Origin of the sequence: Actinomadura sp. SCN-SB, from assembly GCF_043906805.1 — a bacterium.
Classification (GTDB): Bacteria; Actinomycetota; Actinomycetes; order Streptosporangiales; family Streptosporangiaceae; genus Spirillospora.
In genome coordinates this window covers 99,156-114,898 of sequence record NZ_JBIMPP010000021.1, presented here as the reverse complement: position 1 = coordinate 114,898, position 15,743 = coordinate 99,156, and the positions used below count along the sequence as shown (strand labels likewise).

The 15,743-nt window shown below is 69.7% G+C and carries 16 protein-coding genes; 6 read left to right on the top strand and 10 right to left on the bottom strand.

Annotation, left to right across the window (positions count from 1 at the left end):
* Positions 1-191: 191 nt before the first annotated feature.
* On the bottom strand, positions 192-1,496 hold the full coding sequence (locus ACGWYJ_RS16420; RefSeq protein ID WP_395106843.1) for a VOC family protein: 1,305 nt from the start codon (positions 1,494-1,496) through the stop codon (positions 192-194).
* Positions 1,489-2,031: an RNA polymerase sigma factor gene (locus ACGWYJ_RS16415; RefSeq protein WP_395106842.1), complete on the bottom strand. Its 543-nt coding sequence runs from the start codon at positions 2,029-2,031 to the stop codon at positions 1,489-1,491. The genes ACGWYJ_RS16420 and ACGWYJ_RS16415 overlap by 8 nt, the downstream gene beginning before the upstream one ends.
* A 216-nt stretch (positions 2,032-2,247) precedes the next feature.
* On the opposite strand from ACGWYJ_RS16415, the gene ACGWYJ_RS16410 reads away from it, so the two are divergent.
* Entirely contained in the window at positions 2,248-2,988 is a 741-nt protein-coding gene (locus ACGWYJ_RS16410) for an alpha/beta hydrolase (protein WP_395106841.1), read from the top strand.
* Between the two features lie 54 nt (positions 2,989-3,042).
* Here ACGWYJ_RS16410 and ACGWYJ_RS16405 read toward each other — a convergent pair whose 3' ends face one another.
* The gene (locus tag ACGWYJ_RS16405; RefSeq protein WP_395106840.1) at positions 3,043-4,257 is read right to left on the bottom strand and encodes a low temperature requirement protein A; all 1,215 of its coding nucleotides are present in this window, start codon (positions 4,255-4,257) and stop codon (positions 3,043-3,045) included.
* 179 nt (positions 4,258-4,436) lie between these two features.
* Between ACGWYJ_RS16405 and ACGWYJ_RS16400 the strand changes: the two genes are divergently transcribed.
* The 3 genes from ACGWYJ_RS16400 to ACGWYJ_RS16390 all read left to right on the top strand — a co-directional run bounded on the left by ACGWYJ_RS16400 (position 4,437) and on the right by ACGWYJ_RS16390 (position 7,563).
* Positions 4,437-5,276: an endonuclease domain-containing protein gene (locus ACGWYJ_RS16400; protein WP_395106839.1), complete on the top strand. Its 840-nt coding sequence runs from the start codon at positions 4,437-4,439 to the stop codon at positions 5,274-5,276.
* A 624-nt stretch (positions 5,277-5,900) separates the two neighbouring features.
* Positions 5,901-6,317, top strand: coding sequence for a VOC family protein (locus ACGWYJ_RS16395; protein WP_395106838.1), 417 nt, complete (start codon positions 5,901-5,903; stop codon positions 6,315-6,317).
* 397 nt (positions 6,318-6,714) lie between these two features.
* A complete protein-coding gene (locus tag ACGWYJ_RS16390) occupies positions 6,715-7,563 on the top strand; it encodes a hypothetical protein (RefSeq protein WP_395106837.1) in 849 nt (282 codons plus the stop codon).
* Here the strand turns inward: ACGWYJ_RS16390 and ACGWYJ_RS16385 are convergent.
* From ACGWYJ_RS16385 to ACGWYJ_RS16360, 6 genes are all read right to left on the bottom strand, one after another.
* Entirely contained in the window at positions 7,517-8,605 is a 1,089-nt protein-coding gene (locus ACGWYJ_RS16385; RefSeq protein WP_395106836.1) for a lysylphosphatidylglycerol synthase domain-containing protein, read from the bottom strand. The two genes, ACGWYJ_RS16390 and ACGWYJ_RS16385, sit on opposite strands and share 47 nt — an antisense overlap.
* 87 nt (positions 8,606-8,692) lie before the next feature.
* On the bottom strand, positions 8,693-9,580 hold the full coding sequence (locus ACGWYJ_RS16380; RefSeq protein ID WP_395106835.1) for an oxygenase MpaB family protein: 888 nt from the start codon (positions 9,578-9,580) through the stop codon (positions 8,693-8,695).
* Between the two features lie 118 nt (positions 9,581-9,698).
* Complete coding sequence (locus ACGWYJ_RS16375; RefSeq protein WP_395106834.1) at positions 9,699-10,889, bottom strand: thiolase C-terminal domain-containing protein; 1,191 nt, start codon at positions 10,887-10,889, stop codon at positions 9,699-9,701.
* Positions 10,890-10,972: 83 nt separating this feature from the next.
* Complete coding sequence (locus ACGWYJ_RS16370; RefSeq protein ID WP_395106833.1) at positions 10,973-12,031, bottom strand: threonine aldolase family protein; 1,059 nt, start codon at positions 12,029-12,031, stop codon at positions 10,973-10,975.
* A gap of 69 nt (positions 12,032-12,100) precedes the next feature.
* Complete coding sequence (locus tag ACGWYJ_RS16365; RefSeq protein WP_395106832.1) at positions 12,101-12,676, bottom strand: hypothetical protein; 576 nt, start codon at positions 12,674-12,676, stop codon at positions 12,101-12,103.
* Positions 12,677-12,947: 271 nt separating this feature from the next.
* Positions 12,948-13,658 carry a histidine phosphatase family protein gene (locus tag ACGWYJ_RS16360; RefSeq protein WP_395106831.1) on the bottom strand — a complete coding sequence of 237 codons (711 nt, stop codon included), beginning with the start codon at positions 13,656-13,658 and terminating at the stop codon, positions 12,948-12,950.
* 69 nt (positions 13,659-13,727) lie between these two features.
* Here ACGWYJ_RS16360 and ACGWYJ_RS16355 point away from each other — a divergent pair, with 69 nt between their 5' ends.
* Positions 13,728-14,093 (top strand): hypothetical protein, encoded by a 366-nt coding sequence (locus ACGWYJ_RS16355; protein WP_395106830.1) that lies wholly within the window; start codon positions 13,728-13,730, stop codon positions 14,091-14,093.
* 70 nt (positions 14,094-14,163) lie between these two features.
* Positions 14,164-14,586 (top strand): hypothetical protein, encoded by a 423-nt coding sequence (locus ACGWYJ_RS16350; protein WP_395106848.1) that lies wholly within the window; start codon positions 14,164-14,166, stop codon positions 14,584-14,586.
* A 193-nt stretch (positions 14,587-14,779) separates the two neighbouring features.
* Here the strand turns inward: ACGWYJ_RS16350 and ACGWYJ_RS16345 are convergent, their stop codons facing one another.
* A complete protein-coding gene (locus ACGWYJ_RS16345; protein WP_395106829.1) occupies positions 14,780-15,538 on the bottom strand; it encodes an NERD domain-containing protein in 759 nt (252 codons plus the stop codon).
* Between the last annotated feature and the right edge of the window lie 205 nt (positions 15,539-15,743).

Below are 15,743 nucleotides of genomic sequence, written 5' to 3'. Positions count from 1 at the left end.
CACCCACCCCATACCAGCCACCGCAGAGACCGCCGACGATCCATGGCGGCGAACGCTGCCGGGAAGGGCCCGGCAACGCTGCCCAGGTTCTGACACCAAGGGACCGGTCGTGCCTGGTTGGCGCCTATGGTGCTTGCGCTTGTCAGCTTGTAGGTGGGCTGGCGGTGGAGGCCCGTGGCTCGTTGGTGCCGTTACACATCGCCCAGGTAGAAGCGGGTGCCTTGGTCGTCGGTGCATTCGGCGAGGGTTCCGTAGGGGTGACTTTCGGGGTCGGAGGCGGTGCCGCCGGCGGCGCGGACGCGGGCTACGGCGGCGTCGATGTCCTGGACGGCGTAGACGGGGACGACGGTCGAGCTGTCGTGGCCGCCGTGCATGCCGGTCATGGGGTACACCTCGCCGCCGCCGTGCGACCGGACCGACCAGCCGTCCGGGACGCGGCCCGGGACGAACTCCCAGCCGAGGACGGCGCCGAAGAAGGCTCGGGCGCGGGCGGAGTCGGGGACCTCTATGGTCAGGTACGTGACCTCACCCGCGGCCGGGGTGGCCGGACGGGACGGGCTCGCGGTGCCCGCGCCGGTGGTGTCCTCGCAGACGGCGAAGGTGAGGCCCTGGTCATCGGTGCACATCGAGATGGTGCCGTACGGTTCCTCGTTGGGCTCTTCGGCCTCACCGCCGGATTCACGGACGCGGCGAACCGCCTGGTGAACGTCGTCGACCGCGAAGCAGAGGAACATGGTGGGGTGCTCCTGGCCGCCCCAGATGCCGAGGTGCTGGGTGGGCAGTCCCTCGATCCGGCGGCTCTCCGCCATGCCGCCGGGCACGATGCGCCAGTCCAGCACGGAGCCGTAGAAGGCGGCGGCCCGATCGGCGTCCGGGAGCTGGAGTGAGGCGTAGGTGACGTCACCGTGCCGGGGACGGGACGGGACCCCGGGCGGGGAGGTCACCATCCAGCGGTGGCCGAACGGGTCGTTGATCACACCGTTGCGGCCGTGCGGGTAGTCCGCGACGGGACGGGCCAGCTCGGCACCCTCCCGGACGGCGCGGGCGACGACCGCGTCGACGTCCGGGACGCGGAGGTAGATCGACTGGCTGGGGCCGCCACGGGCCTTGGGGCCGAGCAGGCCCAGTTCCGGCCATTCGTCGGCCAGCATCAGCACGGAGTCGCCGATGGCCAGTTCGGCGTGGCCGACGCGGCCGTCCTCCATCACCACGGGTTCCGCGTGCTGCCGGGCGCCCAGCACCCGCATGTACCAGTCGATGGCGCGCCTGCCGTCTTCGACGCAGAGGTAGGGCGTGAGTGAACGGACATGGGCTTCCAGCGGAGAAACGGTGCCGGGCGCGGTGTCCGGGGTCGTTTCGGTGCTCGCGGTCATGGTCGTGCCTCCTGAAGGTCGCAGCAGCTCCTGCCGAATCCGTTCGCGCAGCCTCGCCGCGAATTCCGGATCGGGATCGACGGGGGTGATCGGCATGCGGAGGGCCTCTAGTGGGTCAGTCATCGCGGCCCTCCTCTCCAGTGCAGTGCTCGTCATAGGCCCGGCGGAACGCCGCCCGCGCCCGTACCAGCAGCGCCTCGGTGGCGTGCAGGGTGCGGCCCAGGTGGGCGGCGACCTGCGGAACCGTCAGCCCGTCCAGGTAGCGCAGCGTCAGCGCGGCCCGGTGGTGCGGCCCCAGCGCGCCGAGGACCTGCCGGGCCAGCAGCGCGTCCAGGCGCTCGTCCCACGGGTCGTCGGCGCCGTCCTGCCCGCCGTCGACGGCGCGCAGCCCGCGCTCCTCCCGTGCCGCGTGCCGCCAGTGGTCGGCCAGCTTGTGCCGTGCCACCCCCACCAGCCAGGCGACGGACATCTCCGGCGGCGATTCCTTGCGGACGGCCTCGACCGCGGCGAGGAACGTCTCCGCGGTGAGGTCCTCGGCCAGGGCCCGTTTCCCGCACCGCGACAGGAGGTAGCCATAGACCTCGGGCAGCGCCTCGTCGTACAGCGCGAGCAGCGCCGGGCCCGGGTCCGGCTCCACCTGCTGTCTCGGCCGTCCCATACCCCTCCATCGCACGGCGCACGGATTCTCCGACGGCCCTCGACAAGATTTTTTCTGCCCATCACGGAGAGTGACCATGCCCGCCCGGTGGCGTCGGTCGTGGCGTCGCGGGAATGTCGCCGATGGCCGGGGTACGACTCAGGTCGTGTCGACCATCACCGTTCGCGGCGGCGACCCGCCATTCGGACATTCACGAAATTCCGCGATGATATGGGCGTGAGGGATCCCGAGCCGCTGACGCTGTTCACCCAGGACGGCGTACGTATCGACGCAGGCCACAGTCCTGGTGACACCGGGTTGTGCATCGTGGTGGCGCATGGTTTCACCTGCTCCTGGCGCCAGCCGATCCTGCGGCGGATCACCAGCGCGCTCAACTCGCACGGGGGTGTGATCGGGCTGGATCTCCGCGGTCACGGCCGCTCAGGCGGCCACTCTACGGTGGGTGACCGAGAGATCCTGGACGTCGACGCCGCCGTGGCCGCAGCCCGGCGCCGTGGCTATGAGCGCGTGGTGGTCACCGGCTTCTCCCTGGGCGGTGCCGTGGCCGTACGTCACGCCGCCCTGCACGGAGGCATCGACGCCGTGGTCTCCGTCAGTGCGCCGGCACGCTGGTACTACCGCGAGACAGTGCCGATGCGGCGCGTCCACTGGGTGATAGAGCGCCGCATGGGCCGCCTTGCCGTGCGCCTCGCCAGAGGTACGCGCGTCGCCTCAAGGGGATGGAATCCAGAGCCCGAGGCACCGTACGTTGTGGCGCCCCGCATCGCTCCAGTGCCCCTGCTCATCGTCCATGGCGATGCGGATCCGTTCCTTCCGCTGGAACACGCCCATCAGTTGTACGGCGCGGCGCGCGACCCGCGCGAACTATGGATCGAGCCCGGCTTCGGGCATGCCGAGGTCGCGGCCACACCCGACCTCATCAAGCGGATAGGGGAGTGGGCCGTCGCGCAACGCTGAGCCACGACGACGCTTATCGCCTCGCGCGAGGCAGCGCAGTTGCGGGCGTGCTGCCTATTGCGCCGATTCCTGTGGTTTCGGCTCAGTCGGCCGCGTTGTGCGTCCGTGCAAGGCGGTCACACCCGCTGTCGCCGCCGCGAGCAACACCAGCGCCAGCAACGCAGGGATCAGAACTACGACCAGCCCAGCAAACAAGGCCAGCACGCCACTCACAATGAGGACGATCGGCGGTCGCCCTCCGATCCGCATCCGGATGGCCGCCGCAGCCAATAGGAACAGCCCCACGCCCCCGGCCAGTGACCACCCCTCCACACCATGCAGGGGCTCCGACAGGTCGTAGTGTTCGGTGTCGGCCACCTGGTGAAGCGCCGTCTCCACGCCGAGCGCGGTGAGAACGACACCGGCGACCAAGGGCAGGTGCAGGAACGTGTACACGTGGCTGGCCAGCAAGGTACGTTCGTCGCCGTCCAGGGCTGTCAAACGTTCCTCGGCATCGGCGCTCAGCCGCCTGAAGTACAAGCGCCACAGCCCGGCGGCGATGAGCAGCGCGGCCACCGCCCCGGCCAGCACCTCAACGGTGATGGGGAAGCCCCGCACGCCGACGCCGATCGCCATGATGGACTCGCCCAACGCGATGATCAGGATCAGGCCGTGGCGTTCGGCGAAGTGCCCGGGCGAGGTCACCCGCCAGCCGGACCCTCCGACGAGATAGATCGCCACATAGTCGAGGACCAGCGCGCCGAGCCAGATCAGAATCTGCGTGGCGCCACTGAAAGCACTCCCGATCAGCAGCAGCAGGAACGGCGGCGCCACCGATGTCAGCGCCGTCCGGCGCAGGACGGCACGGAGCTGCAAGTCGTTGGGATGCGCGATCCAGTACGCGGTCAGGTGCAGCGTCCTGAGGAGGCCGTAACACAGGACGAACACCAATGGCGCGTCCACACCGCCCTCCGCGTCCGCGTACACCTCGGAGACGGTGAGGGAGACGATCAGGACCGCGCTCATCACGACCAGCAGCACGCCGAGCAGCGCGCCGGTATCCGCGCGTACGACGTTGCCCAGCCAGGCGAAACAGCACCAGCACCACCACAGCAGACCGATCACGACGGCGCCGCCGAGCAGCCGCAGTGGCGTCGGGTCTTCTGCGAGCAGCGAGGTGATCTGGATGAGGGCGTAGACGAAGACCAGATCGAAGAAGAGCTCCGCAGGGGTGACGCGGTGCTCGTCGCCGGTGGCGACCATCCTGGAACGCGCGCTGTCCCTGGCCATGCCTGTCCCCGTTCTATCCCGCCTTGCCAGAAATCGCCGCTTTGAGGCAAGCAGGGTACCGGCTCTTGATCGACGACGGGACTTCTATGACGCACGGCCGCCCGACCCGGACATGAGAGTCATCCACAATCCCGGCGGGCTCTTCTGATCAACCTGGACGGGCGCGGAGCATCGATGGCATGACGACGAGCATCGGCTGGCGACTCGCCGGTCTCACGATCGCCCCTTCCGACCCCGATGAGGTGTCCACCACCGCCGCTCGCGCCGCTCTGATCGGGCGCCTCGCCCCTCCCGCGGTCGTAGCACGACGGACCGCCGCCTGGATCTGGGGTTTCGACCTCCTACCGCCCAGCTCCGGCCTGACGCGGCTCGAGATCGACCTCCTCGACGTCGCGCACGTCCCACCGTCCCATGTCGTTGAGGAGTCGGGCATACACGTGACCTCCCTGACCAGGACGGCCCTCGACTGCGCCCGCTGGCTCCCGCGCGCAGAAGCGGTGGCCGGGCTCGACCAGTTCCTCCGAGCAGGCGTCGCACGCGCGAACCTCCGGCGCATGGCTGGTGAACTCCCCGCATACCGCAACTCCTCACGCTTACGCGAAGTGCTGCGCTTGGGGGACGCAGGCGCGGCCTCACCTGGCGAGAGCCGAGTGCGCTTCGCCATCATCGAAGCCGGTTTCCCGCGACCCCGTACCCAGATCCCCGTACCGGGGCCCAGAGGCGACCCTTTCTACATCGACCTCGGTTACGAGCGGTTCCGGCTAGGGATCGAGTACGACGGCGAGCCCCACCACCTCGGCGCCCGAGCCCGAGCCAGAGACGAGGGCCGGCGCCGCTGGCTCGCACGAGAGGCGGGCTGGGAGATCATCCCGGTCACCAGGGATTTCCTGCCCCACCCCGCGCCCTACCTCGAAGCCCTGCTGACCGCCCTCCTACACCGAGGATGGCACCCGTCCGACAGAACGCTCGACCGCATCGCCACCCACCTGACCCGCCTCCGCAGACGCCGAACCACCTAAGTTGGTGGGTTGTCTTGCTCGTGGCGGGAATCTGTCCTGCTTGCAGCCGGGTCTCGATGTTGTTTCTGGACGGTGGCCCGTTTTGCTTGTGGTCGGTAGACGGGCCTGTTTGCGGCCGGCCCCTCGCTGTTGCTGTGGTCAGGGTTCGCCTTGGCTGTGGTCGATGGGTCTCCTGCTTGCGGTTGGTGGGGTGTCCTGTTCGTGGTTGAGGGGGTGGCTGACGGAGCTGAGCGCCGTTGGGGCTCGGTGCGATGGCTGGTCTCGGGCCTGCCTGGCGGATCGTCGTTGATTCAAGGGGGCGCTGACAGGTGGTGGCAGATCGGTAGTGGTCAGGCGGCCTGCCATGGCGGGGTGGCAGGGCTGGGGGTCGCGAGTGGCTGCGGTGTTGGTTTGCGATGTCGTGTGCGCGGCATTGTTGGGTTGCCGGTTCCTGGGACGGGTCGTTGGTGAGGTGAGTGCGGTGTGCTGACAGCCTGGGTTGAACAGATCGGCGTGGGGTCCGGAAGGCGAGTTCGTTCTGGGATTGGTGCGTAGGTCTGTTAAGCGTGGAAACTGGTTGCTTGGTGTTATTTGTACGAGAAGGTGACCGTTCCGAGGGGTAACTGGGTCAAGGAAGGTGAAACCATGGATTGGAAGCTTCAAGTGGTGGTCGTGCCTGTTTCGGATGTCGATGTCGCCAGGGCTTTCTATGCCGAGAAGCTAGGTTTCAACGTGGACACCGACTATCGCGCGGGGGAGGACTTCCGCATCGTCCAGTTGACGCCGCCGGGGTCGGCGTGCTCGATCTCGATCGGCGCAGGGGTCGCCAAGGCGGAGCCTGGCTCCGCTCAGGGAATGCACCTCGTCGTCACGGACCTCGATGCCGCCCGTGCGGCGCTCATCGAGCAAGGGGTGGAAGTCAGTGAACCCTTCCACTTCGACGAGGGCGGAATGCGGCCGGGAGCGGACCCGCAGCGACGTGACTACGCCTCCTTCGTGTCGTTCAAGGACCCCGACGGCAACGGTTGGCTCGTCCAGGAGGTGAAGGGGATCGGGAAATAGTGGAGTTTCCCTTGTCAGGTCGAGGTACTCCGGTTTGGAGGGGTGAGAGTCGCGGATATGGGTGGCGGATTTTCGGTTTGAGGTCCTTGCGTCGGCAAGGCAATGGTCGGCGTGGCGTTGGAGGTCGAGCGCCGTTTTTGGTGCCTGTGCGAGTGGGGCATTTGGTGGCGCCGACGGGGGTCGGTCGCCATCGTCTCTGTTTTTCGCTGGATTGGACTTGTAGGTGTCGGCGAGCGGGTGTCGGTATTTGTGGATGTCGGCTTCCTGAGGAGTGCGGCGCGCGGTGATTTGTGAATTGTTGTTCTGGTGATGGTGTCGGAGGGGTCGTCTAGGCTGAGGGGGCTCTGGTTGGGTGGAGGTGGGGGTTGTCGTGACGTGGTCGCGTGGTGGGGATCCGTTGGTCGGGTTGGTGGGGGTGGTGTTGGAGCACCACGGGTACGCGTACTCGGTTGTGGGTGAGGACGAGCTTGCGGTGACGCGGCCCGGGCGGGCGAAGCCGGTGCGGATGTATCTGACCAATCTGCGGCAGTGGGTCGCGCAGAAGCCTGAGGAGCAGTGGCCGGCTTTCGTCTCCGACTTCGTGGGGTCGCTGATCGCCACGGCGGAGGTCGAGGACGATGAGGTGCTCGACCTTGGGGACTTCTCGGTCGTCCGGTCGCTGCTCCGGACCCGCCTGTACACCGACGACTTCCGTACGGACCTGGAGGTGGTGCGGCGGGCGGTGGCGCCGGGGCTGATCGAGATCCTGGTGGTGGACAGGCCGACCTCGCTGATGATCGTGAACGTCGAGGTGGCCGGGGCCTGGGGGGTGGAGGCCGAGGAGTTGTTCCGGATCGCGCGTGAGAACGTGCGCGCGGACGGCCCTCTTGAGGTCGAGGACGGGACCCTCGATGGTGTGCGGATCTGTTCGCTCGGCGGCGAGACGGCGTACGTGACCGCGCACGCGTTGTGGGCGGGCGACTATCCGGTCACCGGGACGAGGGGAGCGCTGATCGCTGTGCCGGCGCAGGGGGTGGTCCATGCCTGCCCGGTCGACGGCGACGACGTGCCCGGCGCGATGAACCTGCTGATCCGGCTGGCCTGGGCGGGTTATCGGGAGGGGCCGCGCTCGGTGAGCCCGAACGTCTATTGGTGGCGGGACGGGGAGCTGCGGCTGGCGGGCGCGGTCGAGGCGGACGGCGATGCCCTGGAGGTGTCGATCAGTTCGGAGTTCCAGACGTTCCTGGAAGAGCTGGTGCGGGACTGACGGCGCGGCGGAGGGTGCGCCAGGTGAGCAGGCCGATCGGGACGGGCGCCCAGTAGGTGACGACACGGAACAGCAGGACGGCCTGCACCGCCGTCCCCGCGGAGATGCCGACCGCGGCGAGGGCGCCGACCAGGGCGGCCTCGGTGGAGCCCAGGCCGCCGGGGGCGGGCAGGGCGGCGCCCGCGGCGGCGCCCACGAGGTAGGCGACCAGCAGCGGGAGGATGTCGTCGGGCGTGGCGGTGCCGGGCACGGCGAGGACGCTCAACGCGAACGCCACGCCCAGCACGCAGGTCGTCGCGGCGGACGCGGCGAGCGTGATGGCCAGGTCGCCGGGGCGGCGGCACAGGTCCGTCACGCCGCCGAGCGCCTTCCCGACCGCGGCGGACCGTGCGCAGGGGCGGGCCAGCAGGGCGATGATCGGCAGGAGCGCCGCCGTGGCGGCGAGCGCCGGGGCGGGCGGTAGCCGGTCGGCGAGCCTGACGGCGTGCGCGGCCACGGTCTCCGCCATCCGGGAGTCCTGCGTGATGAGGAGGAGCAGGCCCAGCAGGATCAGGTCGGCGGGCGCACCGGCCACCTGGAGGGACGCGACGGCCACGGCGGCCCGCCCGAGCGGCATGCCGTGGCTGACCAGGTACCGGGTGTTGACGGCGACGGCGCCGAGTCCGCTGGGGGTGACCCGGTTGGCCGCGGCGGCGGTGAACTGGGCCAGCGTCGTCCTGAACAGCGGTAGCCGGTGCCCGGCGGCCCCGCGTAACGCGATCGCGGCGAAGACGTAGTGCAGGACGGAGAGGATCGCGAGCGCGGGAAGATACTCCCAGCGCACGTTCTGGAAGGCGATGGACGTGGCGCGTAGCGGGTCGTCCCCGTAGAGGATGAGCAGTCCCGTCGCGAGCGCGACCGGGAGGACACCGGCCAAGGCCCACCGGATGCGTGTCCGCCGCCGCGCCGCGTAAGGACAGGGGAGGGCTTCGGCGGCGTCGCCGCCGGAGGTCGCGAGCCCGGCGGCCGCCGCGCGTTCGGCGCCGGCGACGATCGTCTCCACACCTTCAGTTGTGGACCGGTTGTCTGAAGGGTACGCGACCGGCCGCCGCCTCCGAGGCGAACAACGGCCGGCGGAACGATCACCCGGTCAGGCGGCGGGCTGGTAGCGGTACGGCCGGGTCTGGGCGCCTATGTAGCGGAGTGTGCTGCGGAGCGTCCAGTGGTTGAGGCGGGTGGGGACCATGCGGTAGCCCTGCCGGTTGGCCATGGCGAGCGCGGCGAACCGGACCTGGTCGGCGGGGCTCCACGGGATGTCGAAACGGTCCCGGACGATCGACGGCAGGCAGCCGAAGGTGACCAGGCGGAGCGGGCGTTCGGCGACGAGGCGGCCGGCGCGCTCCAGGCGGGCGCCGCCGACCGGCATGAGGGAGACGGTGTCGGATCCGTGCTTGGCGATGTCCAGGGCGCGGGCGGCGGCCGGGGTGAGTTCGAGCCGCTTGGCGCAGATGTGCCAGAACTTGGACTGGAACGAGGCGTAGTCCGGCGGGACGGGACGCATGCTGACGCCGTACCGGGAGTACCAGGTGACCGTCTCCGCGTAGAGGCGTTCGCGGTCCTCGGCGGAGAGCGTGCCGGGGTGGAAGACGTCGGCGGCCTTGAAGATCTCCCAGGTGAACGTGGCGTGCGCCCACCAGTAGGTCTCGGGTTCGAGCGCGTGGTAGCGGCGGCGGTGCTCGTCCACGCCTCCGATGGCGCGGTGCAGGTCGCGGATGGCGCGTCCGCGGCGGTCGGCGTCGGGGGCGAAGATGGTCGCCCAGATCTGCGGGACCGAACGGTAGATGCGGTCGAACGGCGCGTCGAAGAACGCCGAGTGCTCGGACACTCCCGCCCCGATGCCGGGATGCATGAGCTGCATGAGCCCGGCGGCGGCGCCGGGCAGCAGGGACCGCACGTCGCCCGCGTACGACCACAGCAGCGAGCCGGGGCCGAGCGGGGCGGTCGCCGCGGTCCGGGACGGGGTGGTGGAGACGGTCATCGCACCTCCCATGAAGACGCGCGTCCTCTCCGATGATGAGACAAGAGTCATTTTTTGTCTAATGTCCAACACGCGTGAGCCCGCCCGCCGTCTTCCAGCGGGCGGGCTCAGGCGCGGGTCAGGCGGCGGGCTTGTAGACGGCCACGGCACATGCGCTGCCCAGGCCGATGTTGTGCTGAAGGGCGACGCGGGCGTTCTCGACCTGGCGCTTGCCCGCCTTGCCGCGCAGCTGCCAGGTGAGTTCGGCGCACTGGGCGATTCCGGTGGCGCCGAGCGGGTGACCCTTGGAGATGAGCCCGCCGGACGGGTTGACGACCCACTTGCCGCCGTACGTGGTGGCCTCGTCGTCGACCAGCTTGTGGCCCTCCCCGACGGCCGCCATGCCGAGGGCCTCGTAGGTGATGAGCTCGTTGGCGCTGAAGCAGTCGTGCAGTTCGATCACGTCGACGTCGTCGATGCCGACCTGGGCCTCGTCCATGGCCGTGCGGGCGGCGCGCTCCGAGCAGCCGAAGCCGACGACGCGGATGGACGAGTGGTCCTCGAAGCTGTCGGGGACGTCCGTGGCGATGGCGTGGCCCGCGATCTCGATGGCCTGTTCCCACAGGTCGTGCTCGTCCACGAACCGCTCGCTCGCCACGATCGCGGCGGCGGCGCCGTCGGAGGTGGGGGAGCACTGCAGCTTGGTGAGCGGGTCGTAGATCATCGGGGCGTTCTTGACGTCGTCGAGCGAGTACTCGTCCTGGAACTGGGCGTACGGGTTGTTCACCGAGTGCTTGTGGTTCTTCCAGCCGATCCAGGCGTAGTGCTCGGGGGCCGAGCCGTACTTCTCGATGTGCTCCCGGCCCGCGTTGCCGAACATCTGCGGCATCGGCGCCTTGTCGGCCTCCCACGGGCGCCCGGCGGTCATCGAGGTCAGATGGTGGTCGATCATCGTGACCTTGGACCGCCCCACCCCGGCGCCCAGGGAGCCCTTCTGCATCTTCTCCATGCCGAACGCGAGCGCGCAGTCGGCCAGCCCGCCCTTGATCGCCTGCCGGGCCATGAACAGCGCGCTGGACCCGGTGGCGCAGGCATTGGAGACGGTCATCACGGGAATGCCGGTCATGCCGGTCTCGTAGAGGGCGCGCTGCCCCATCGCACCGTAGGCGGAGCCCGCGTACGCCTGCTCGATGCGGTCGTAGGGGATGCCCGCGTCCTCCAGGGCCTTGCCGACCGCTTCCTTGGCCATGTCCGGGTACTCCCAGTCACGGGATCCGGGCTTCTCGAACTTGGTCATGCCTACGCCGACGACGAATGTGCGGTTGGCCATCGGGGCCGCCTCTCTTCGCACCGAATCAAGTTCGGTCTCACGATAACCCGGTGGCTCGATCGAGCGCTCGCTCGGTCCCCGCCTCAGGCGGTCATCTCGTCGGCCAGCGCGGCGGCGAAGGCGGCGACGTCGCCTTCGGTGGTGTCGAACGAGCACATGAACCGGACCTCGCCGGTGCGGTGGTCCCAGGTCGAGAACGCGTAGCGCTTGCGCAGGCGGTCCGCGACGTCCTTCGGGATGATCGCGAAGACCGCGTTGGCCTGGACGGGCTGGGTGATTCGGACGCCCGGCACGGCCCGCACCGCGTGCGCCAGGTGCTGGGCCATCGTGTTCGCGTGCGTCGCGTTGCGCAGCCACAGATCGCCGTCCAGCAGGGCGACGAGCTGGGCGGACAGGAACCTCATCTTCGAGGCCAGCTGCATCCCCATCTTGCGCAGGAACTCGATGCCCTGAACGGCCTCGGGGTTCAGGACGACGATCGCCTCGGCGACCATCAGCCCGTTCTTGGTGCCCCCGTACGACAGCACGTCCAGCCCGGCGTCGGTGGTGAACGCCCGGAGCGGCAGGTCGAGGGCGGCGGCGGCGTTGGAGATGCGGGCGCCGTCCATGTGCAGCAGCATCCCGCGCTCGTGCGCGCAGGACGCGAGCGCCGCGATCTCCTCGGCGGTGTAGACGGTGCCCAGCTCCGTGCTCTGCGTGATGGACACGATCTTGGGCTGGGGATGGTGCGGGTCGCCCCAGCCCCACGCGTACCGGTCGACCAGTTCGGGGGTCAGCTTGCCGTCCGGCGTCGGGATCGGCGTCAGCTTCAGCCCGGCGACCTTCTCGGCGGCGCCGCACTCGTCCACGTTGATGTGGGACGACTCGGTGCACAGCACCGAACTCCAGCGCTCCGACATCGCCTGCAGCCCCACGACGTTCGCGCCCGTCCCGTTGAACACCGGGTACGTCTCGGCCTGCTCACCGAAATGGCGGCGCATCACCTCGCGGAGCCTGGCGGTGTGCGGATCGTCGCCGTAGGCGGGCTGGTGCCCCTCGTTGGCGGCGGCCAGCGCGGTCAGGATCTCCGGGTGGACGCCGGCGTGGTTGTCGCTGGCGAATCCGCGGACGGGTGAGGAGGAGTCGTTGAGGCGATCATCCATGCCCTCATTCTGTCGCACGCGGGGGATCGGCCGGCCGGTGCCGTCGGCGGCCTCCGCGTACGGCCGGGATCAGGCTTCCGTGCCGGTCAGCGGCTGCGGGTCGCCGATCGCGGCGGGCCCGGCGGGCGGCGCCGAGGGGTGGCGGGCCGGAAGGCGGGAGCGAAGGGTGTCGAGGTCGTCGCCCATGCGGGCGATGTTGGCCTGAAGGTCGCGCCAGAGCCCGGCGCGCTGCTCCAAGCGGGTGAGCCTTCCGCGCAGTTCGGACAAACGGTTCTCGACGGTCTCCAGTCCGGAGCGCTGGGCCGCGGTCTCCCGCCCGGTACGGACCAGCCCCGTGGCAAGCGTGGTGAGATCGCGCTCGGCCTCGTGGATGCGCTCGTCGAGCTGGGGCAGCAACCGCTCGTTGAGCTGGCCGATCAGTGAGTCGAGGTCGGCGCGCAGGGCCCGCAGCTCGCGGTCGTGCTCGTCGGTGCGCCGTTCGAGCCGGTCGATCCTGGCCTCCTGGGCGAGCAGCCGCCGGAGGGCCTCATGGTCCGTGCGGTCCGGTTCTCCCGCGATCGCGGCGAGCAGGCCGGCGCCCGCCCGCAAACGGCGCTCGGCCTCGGCGGCGGCGCGGCGGATCAGAACCGGGAACAGCACGGTCATGAAGGGCTCCTCAAGGCGAGACACCGGGTGGCTGCCCCCTAAACTTTAGGCGAATTCCAATCGAACAGAGAATGTCCCCGCAAATGTTTCGCAGGTGTTGCGCGCCAGATCCTGCCAGGTCACTACGGGCGTCGCCGGGGACGCCGTCGCCGCGTCATCGCGCCGCGCCCGGCGGGTCGTGACCGCTCAATGCGATGGTGTGATCACGTTTTGTGAACGGCGGCTGCCGGCCGGCTTCTTCGGCAATTCCCGAATCGGCGGGCGCCGGCGATCAGGCCCGAGCGGTGCGGATCCCGGAAAGGTGGCCGGTCTCGTTGTACGACACCGGCCGCAGGTGTTCCCCGTCGCGGTGCCACCGGCTCACCGAGCAGTTGGCCACCCGCGTCTTCTCGATCTTCATGATCTCGCCCTCGGACAGGCCCTCCACCAGGTACCGGGTCATCACCACGATCGCGTCGTGCGTCGCCACCAGGACCCGCTCGCCCGGCATGTCCTGCTCCACATCGCGGTACAGGCTGCGCAGGCGCAACGCGAGGTCCGCCCAGGACTCCCCGCCGGGCGGGCGGTAGTAGAACTTGCCGAGACGCTTCATCCGCGTGGCCTCTTCAGGATGGCGGCGGTGCACTCCCAGCACCGTCAGGCCCTCCAGGACGCCCTGCTCGCGGTCGCGCAGCCGCTCGTCCACCTGGATCTCGGCGTCGAGGGACGCCTCCTCCAACGCGATGCGCGCGGTCTCGGCGGTCCGCAGGTACGGGGACGACAGCACCCGCGTCGGACGCTCGTCGGCGGGCAGCGCCCTGAGCCAGCGGCCCAGCGCCGTCGCCTGGACCCGTCCCAGCTCGGAGAGCGGGATGTCGGCGTCGCGCTCGACGAGCCCGACCTCCTCGGCGTCGGTCCCCAGCACCGCCTGGTAGGCGATGTTGCCGATGCTTTCGCCGTGCCGGACCAGGGTCAGCGATTGGAGCGCGTTCACGCGAGCCATGATCCCACGTCCGCGCTCCACGTGACCCGATGCGTCCTCTACAGGGTGTAGTAGTAGGCTCGGAGTCCTATGTCGAGCGTCCTGTCGACGGTGATCATCGCCGTGTCGCTGCTGGCGGCCGTGTACGCCCTGGTGGGCTCCCTGCGGGACCGTCCCATGGACCTGTGGCATCTCGGCTCGCTGGCCGTGCTGGAGGTGCTGCTGATCGCGCAGGCCGTGGTGGGCTTCGTCAAGCTGGGCGGCGACGAGGGTCCCGCCGAGCCGGCCACCTTCATCGGCTACCTCATCGGGATCCTGCTCATCCCGCTCGCCGCGGCGGGCTGGGGGATGCTGGAACGCAGCCGCTGGGGTCCCGGCGTGATCGTCGTGGCCTGCCTCTCGGTCGCGGTGATGGTGGTGCGGACGCGGCAGCTCTGGGAGGGCACCGTTGGCTGAGCGCGAGCGGAACGACGCCCCGGCGGTGGCGCCGGACGCCGCGCCTTCCCCTTCGCCCCTGCCCCCGTCCGTGAGGGGCGACGATCAGGGGGAGGCGACGCGGAGCGGTCCGGGACGGCTGCTGGTGGCGGTGTACGCGATCTTCGCGCTGGCGGCCGGGGCGCGGGCGGGCGTCCAGATCGCCACGCGCTTCTCCGAGGCGCCGGTGGCCTACGCCCTGTCGGCGTTCGCCGCCGTGGTCTACATCCTGGCCACGGTCGCGCTGGCCATGGGGGGACGGACCTCCCGGCGGGTGGCGCTGATCTCGTTGTCGATCGAACTGGCCGGTGTGCTGATCGTGGGGACGCTGAGCATCGCGGATCCGGCGGCGTTCCCGGACGCGACGGTCTGGTCGGTGTACGGGCGCGGGTACGGCTTCATCCCGCTGGTGCTGCCGGTCGTGGGACTGTACTGGCTGCGCAGAAGCGCCGTCTCGGCTCCGTCCCGTACCTGAACGAAGGCGTCCGGCGGGGGTGGAGGCCGCCTCCGGCGGGGATGCCGGTTTTGGGGTCGCGCTTGTATGGTGGGCATCCCCGCTGGAGGAAGCTCCCTCTCCTTGTTGTCGCCCCTTTCCTCCTCTCAGGCGTCGTGTCGTCCGCCTTGCTTCAGGCGGGGGTCTCTTAGGCGGAGCCTTCGGGCAGGCTCCTTCAGGCCGGGGTCATCGTGCGGCTGATGGGCAGTGCGAGGACCGCGGCCCGGGTGATGGCGTCGATGTCGGCGGGGGAGAAGTCGGCCACCGGATTCCGGTGGATCCAGCGGATCAGCTTCAGCGGCGAGGCGAGGGTGATGCCGTCCGCGCGGAACGGGGCCTTGCGGAGCTTGCCGCCGTGCACCGCCAGGACCGGGACGACCTTCACCTCGATGCCGGCGCGCTCGGCGAGGAGGCGGCCGGTGGTGGCGGCGGCCTCGACCAGCTCGCGCACCATCTGCGACTTGGTGCGGCCGTCCACGAACAGCCGGCCGCCATGCGAGGTGATCTCCGTCTCGGGATGCCAGGCGTCGTTGCGGATCAGCCAGATGCCGCCGGGCCCGACCACGAGCTGGTCGGCGGTGCCGTGGCCGGGGACGGTCCGGCCGTGCAGGACGCGGTGGCCGCGGCGTTCCAGCGTGAGGCGCAGCAGCCGGCCCATCCGCTCCTCACCGCGCAGCCCGCGCCGCCACACCTTGGATGCGTTGTAGGTGCGCCAGTGGACGCAGGCGTCCGCTCCCGCAACGAGCAAGGCCGCAATGGTTCCGAAAACAGCGTTCACCAGGGCCCCGCACAACAGCAGCGTCAGCCCGGCCAGAATGGCTCGTCTCCGCAATCTGCTCTTTCGGTCACGCTGCCACAGCTCCTCATAGACCGCCTGCGGAGAGCCACCGGTGAACGCCTCCCGTCCCCGGAGATAGATGGAGCTGCCGAACATCTTGACCTCCTCGCACCTGCCATGACGATGCTAATTATGGAGATACACGGTGCATTGGCCCGCGGGCGACCCCGGGTTACGGAAGTCCACCGGAAAGGCAATGCGCGGCGAAAGGGGTATTGCCGGTGTCCGATGCCGCAGGAGCATCTGTGCGGCTTGTTGAAGTGCGGTAAAGAACGTTCGCCCGCAATTGTGTAAAGCGCGA

Excerpts from the sequence above, each read along its gene's own strand:
- ACGWYJ_RS16405 (WP_395106840.1), bottom strand. The coding sequence starts at position 4,257 with ATGGCCAGGGACAGCGCGCGTTCCAGGATGGTCGCCACCGGCGACGAG.
- ACGWYJ_RS16380 (WP_395106835.1), bottom strand. The coding sequence starts at position 9,580 with ATGACCGTCTCCACCACCCCGTCCCGGACCGCGGCGACCGCCCCGCTC.
- ACGWYJ_RS16370 (WP_395106833.1), bottom strand. The coding sequence starts at position 12,031 with ATGGATGATCGCCTCAACGACTCCTCCTCACCCGTCCGCGGATTCGCC.
- ACGWYJ_RS16365 (WP_395106832.1), bottom strand. The coding sequence starts at position 12,676 with ATGACCGTGCTGTTCCCGGTTCTGATCCGCCGCGCCGCCGCCGAGGCC.
- ACGWYJ_RS16415 (WP_395106842.1), bottom strand. The coding sequence starts at position 2,031 with ATGGGACGGCCGAGACAGCAGGTGGAGCCGGACCCGGGCCCGGCGCTG.
- ACGWYJ_RS16395 (WP_395106838.1), top strand. The coding sequence starts at position 5,901 with ATGGATTGGAAGCTTCAAGTGGTGGTCGTGCCTGTTTCGGATGTCGAT.
- ACGWYJ_RS16420 (WP_395106843.1), bottom strand. The coding sequence starts at position 1,496 with ATGACTGACCCACTAGAGGCCCTCCGCATGCCGATCACCCCCGTCGAT.
- ACGWYJ_RS16375 (WP_395106834.1), bottom strand. The coding sequence starts at position 10,889 with ATGGCCAACCGCACATTCGTCGTCGGCGTAGGCATGACCAAGTTCGAG.
- ACGWYJ_RS16400 (WP_395106839.1), top strand. The coding sequence starts at position 4,437 with ATGACGACGAGCATCGGCTGGCGACTCGCCGGTCTCACGATCGCCCCT.
- ACGWYJ_RS16345 (WP_395106829.1), bottom strand. The coding sequence starts at position 15,538 with ATGTTCGGCAGCTCCATCTATCTCCGGGGACGGGAGGCGTTCACCGGT.
- ACGWYJ_RS16355 (WP_395106830.1), top strand. The coding sequence starts at position 13,728 with ATGTCGAGCGTCCTGTCGACGGTGATCATCGCCGTGTCGCTGCTGGCG.
- ACGWYJ_RS16360 (WP_395106831.1), bottom strand. The coding sequence starts at position 13,658 with ATGGCTCGCGTGAACGCGCTCCAATCGCTGACCCTGGTCCGGCACGGC.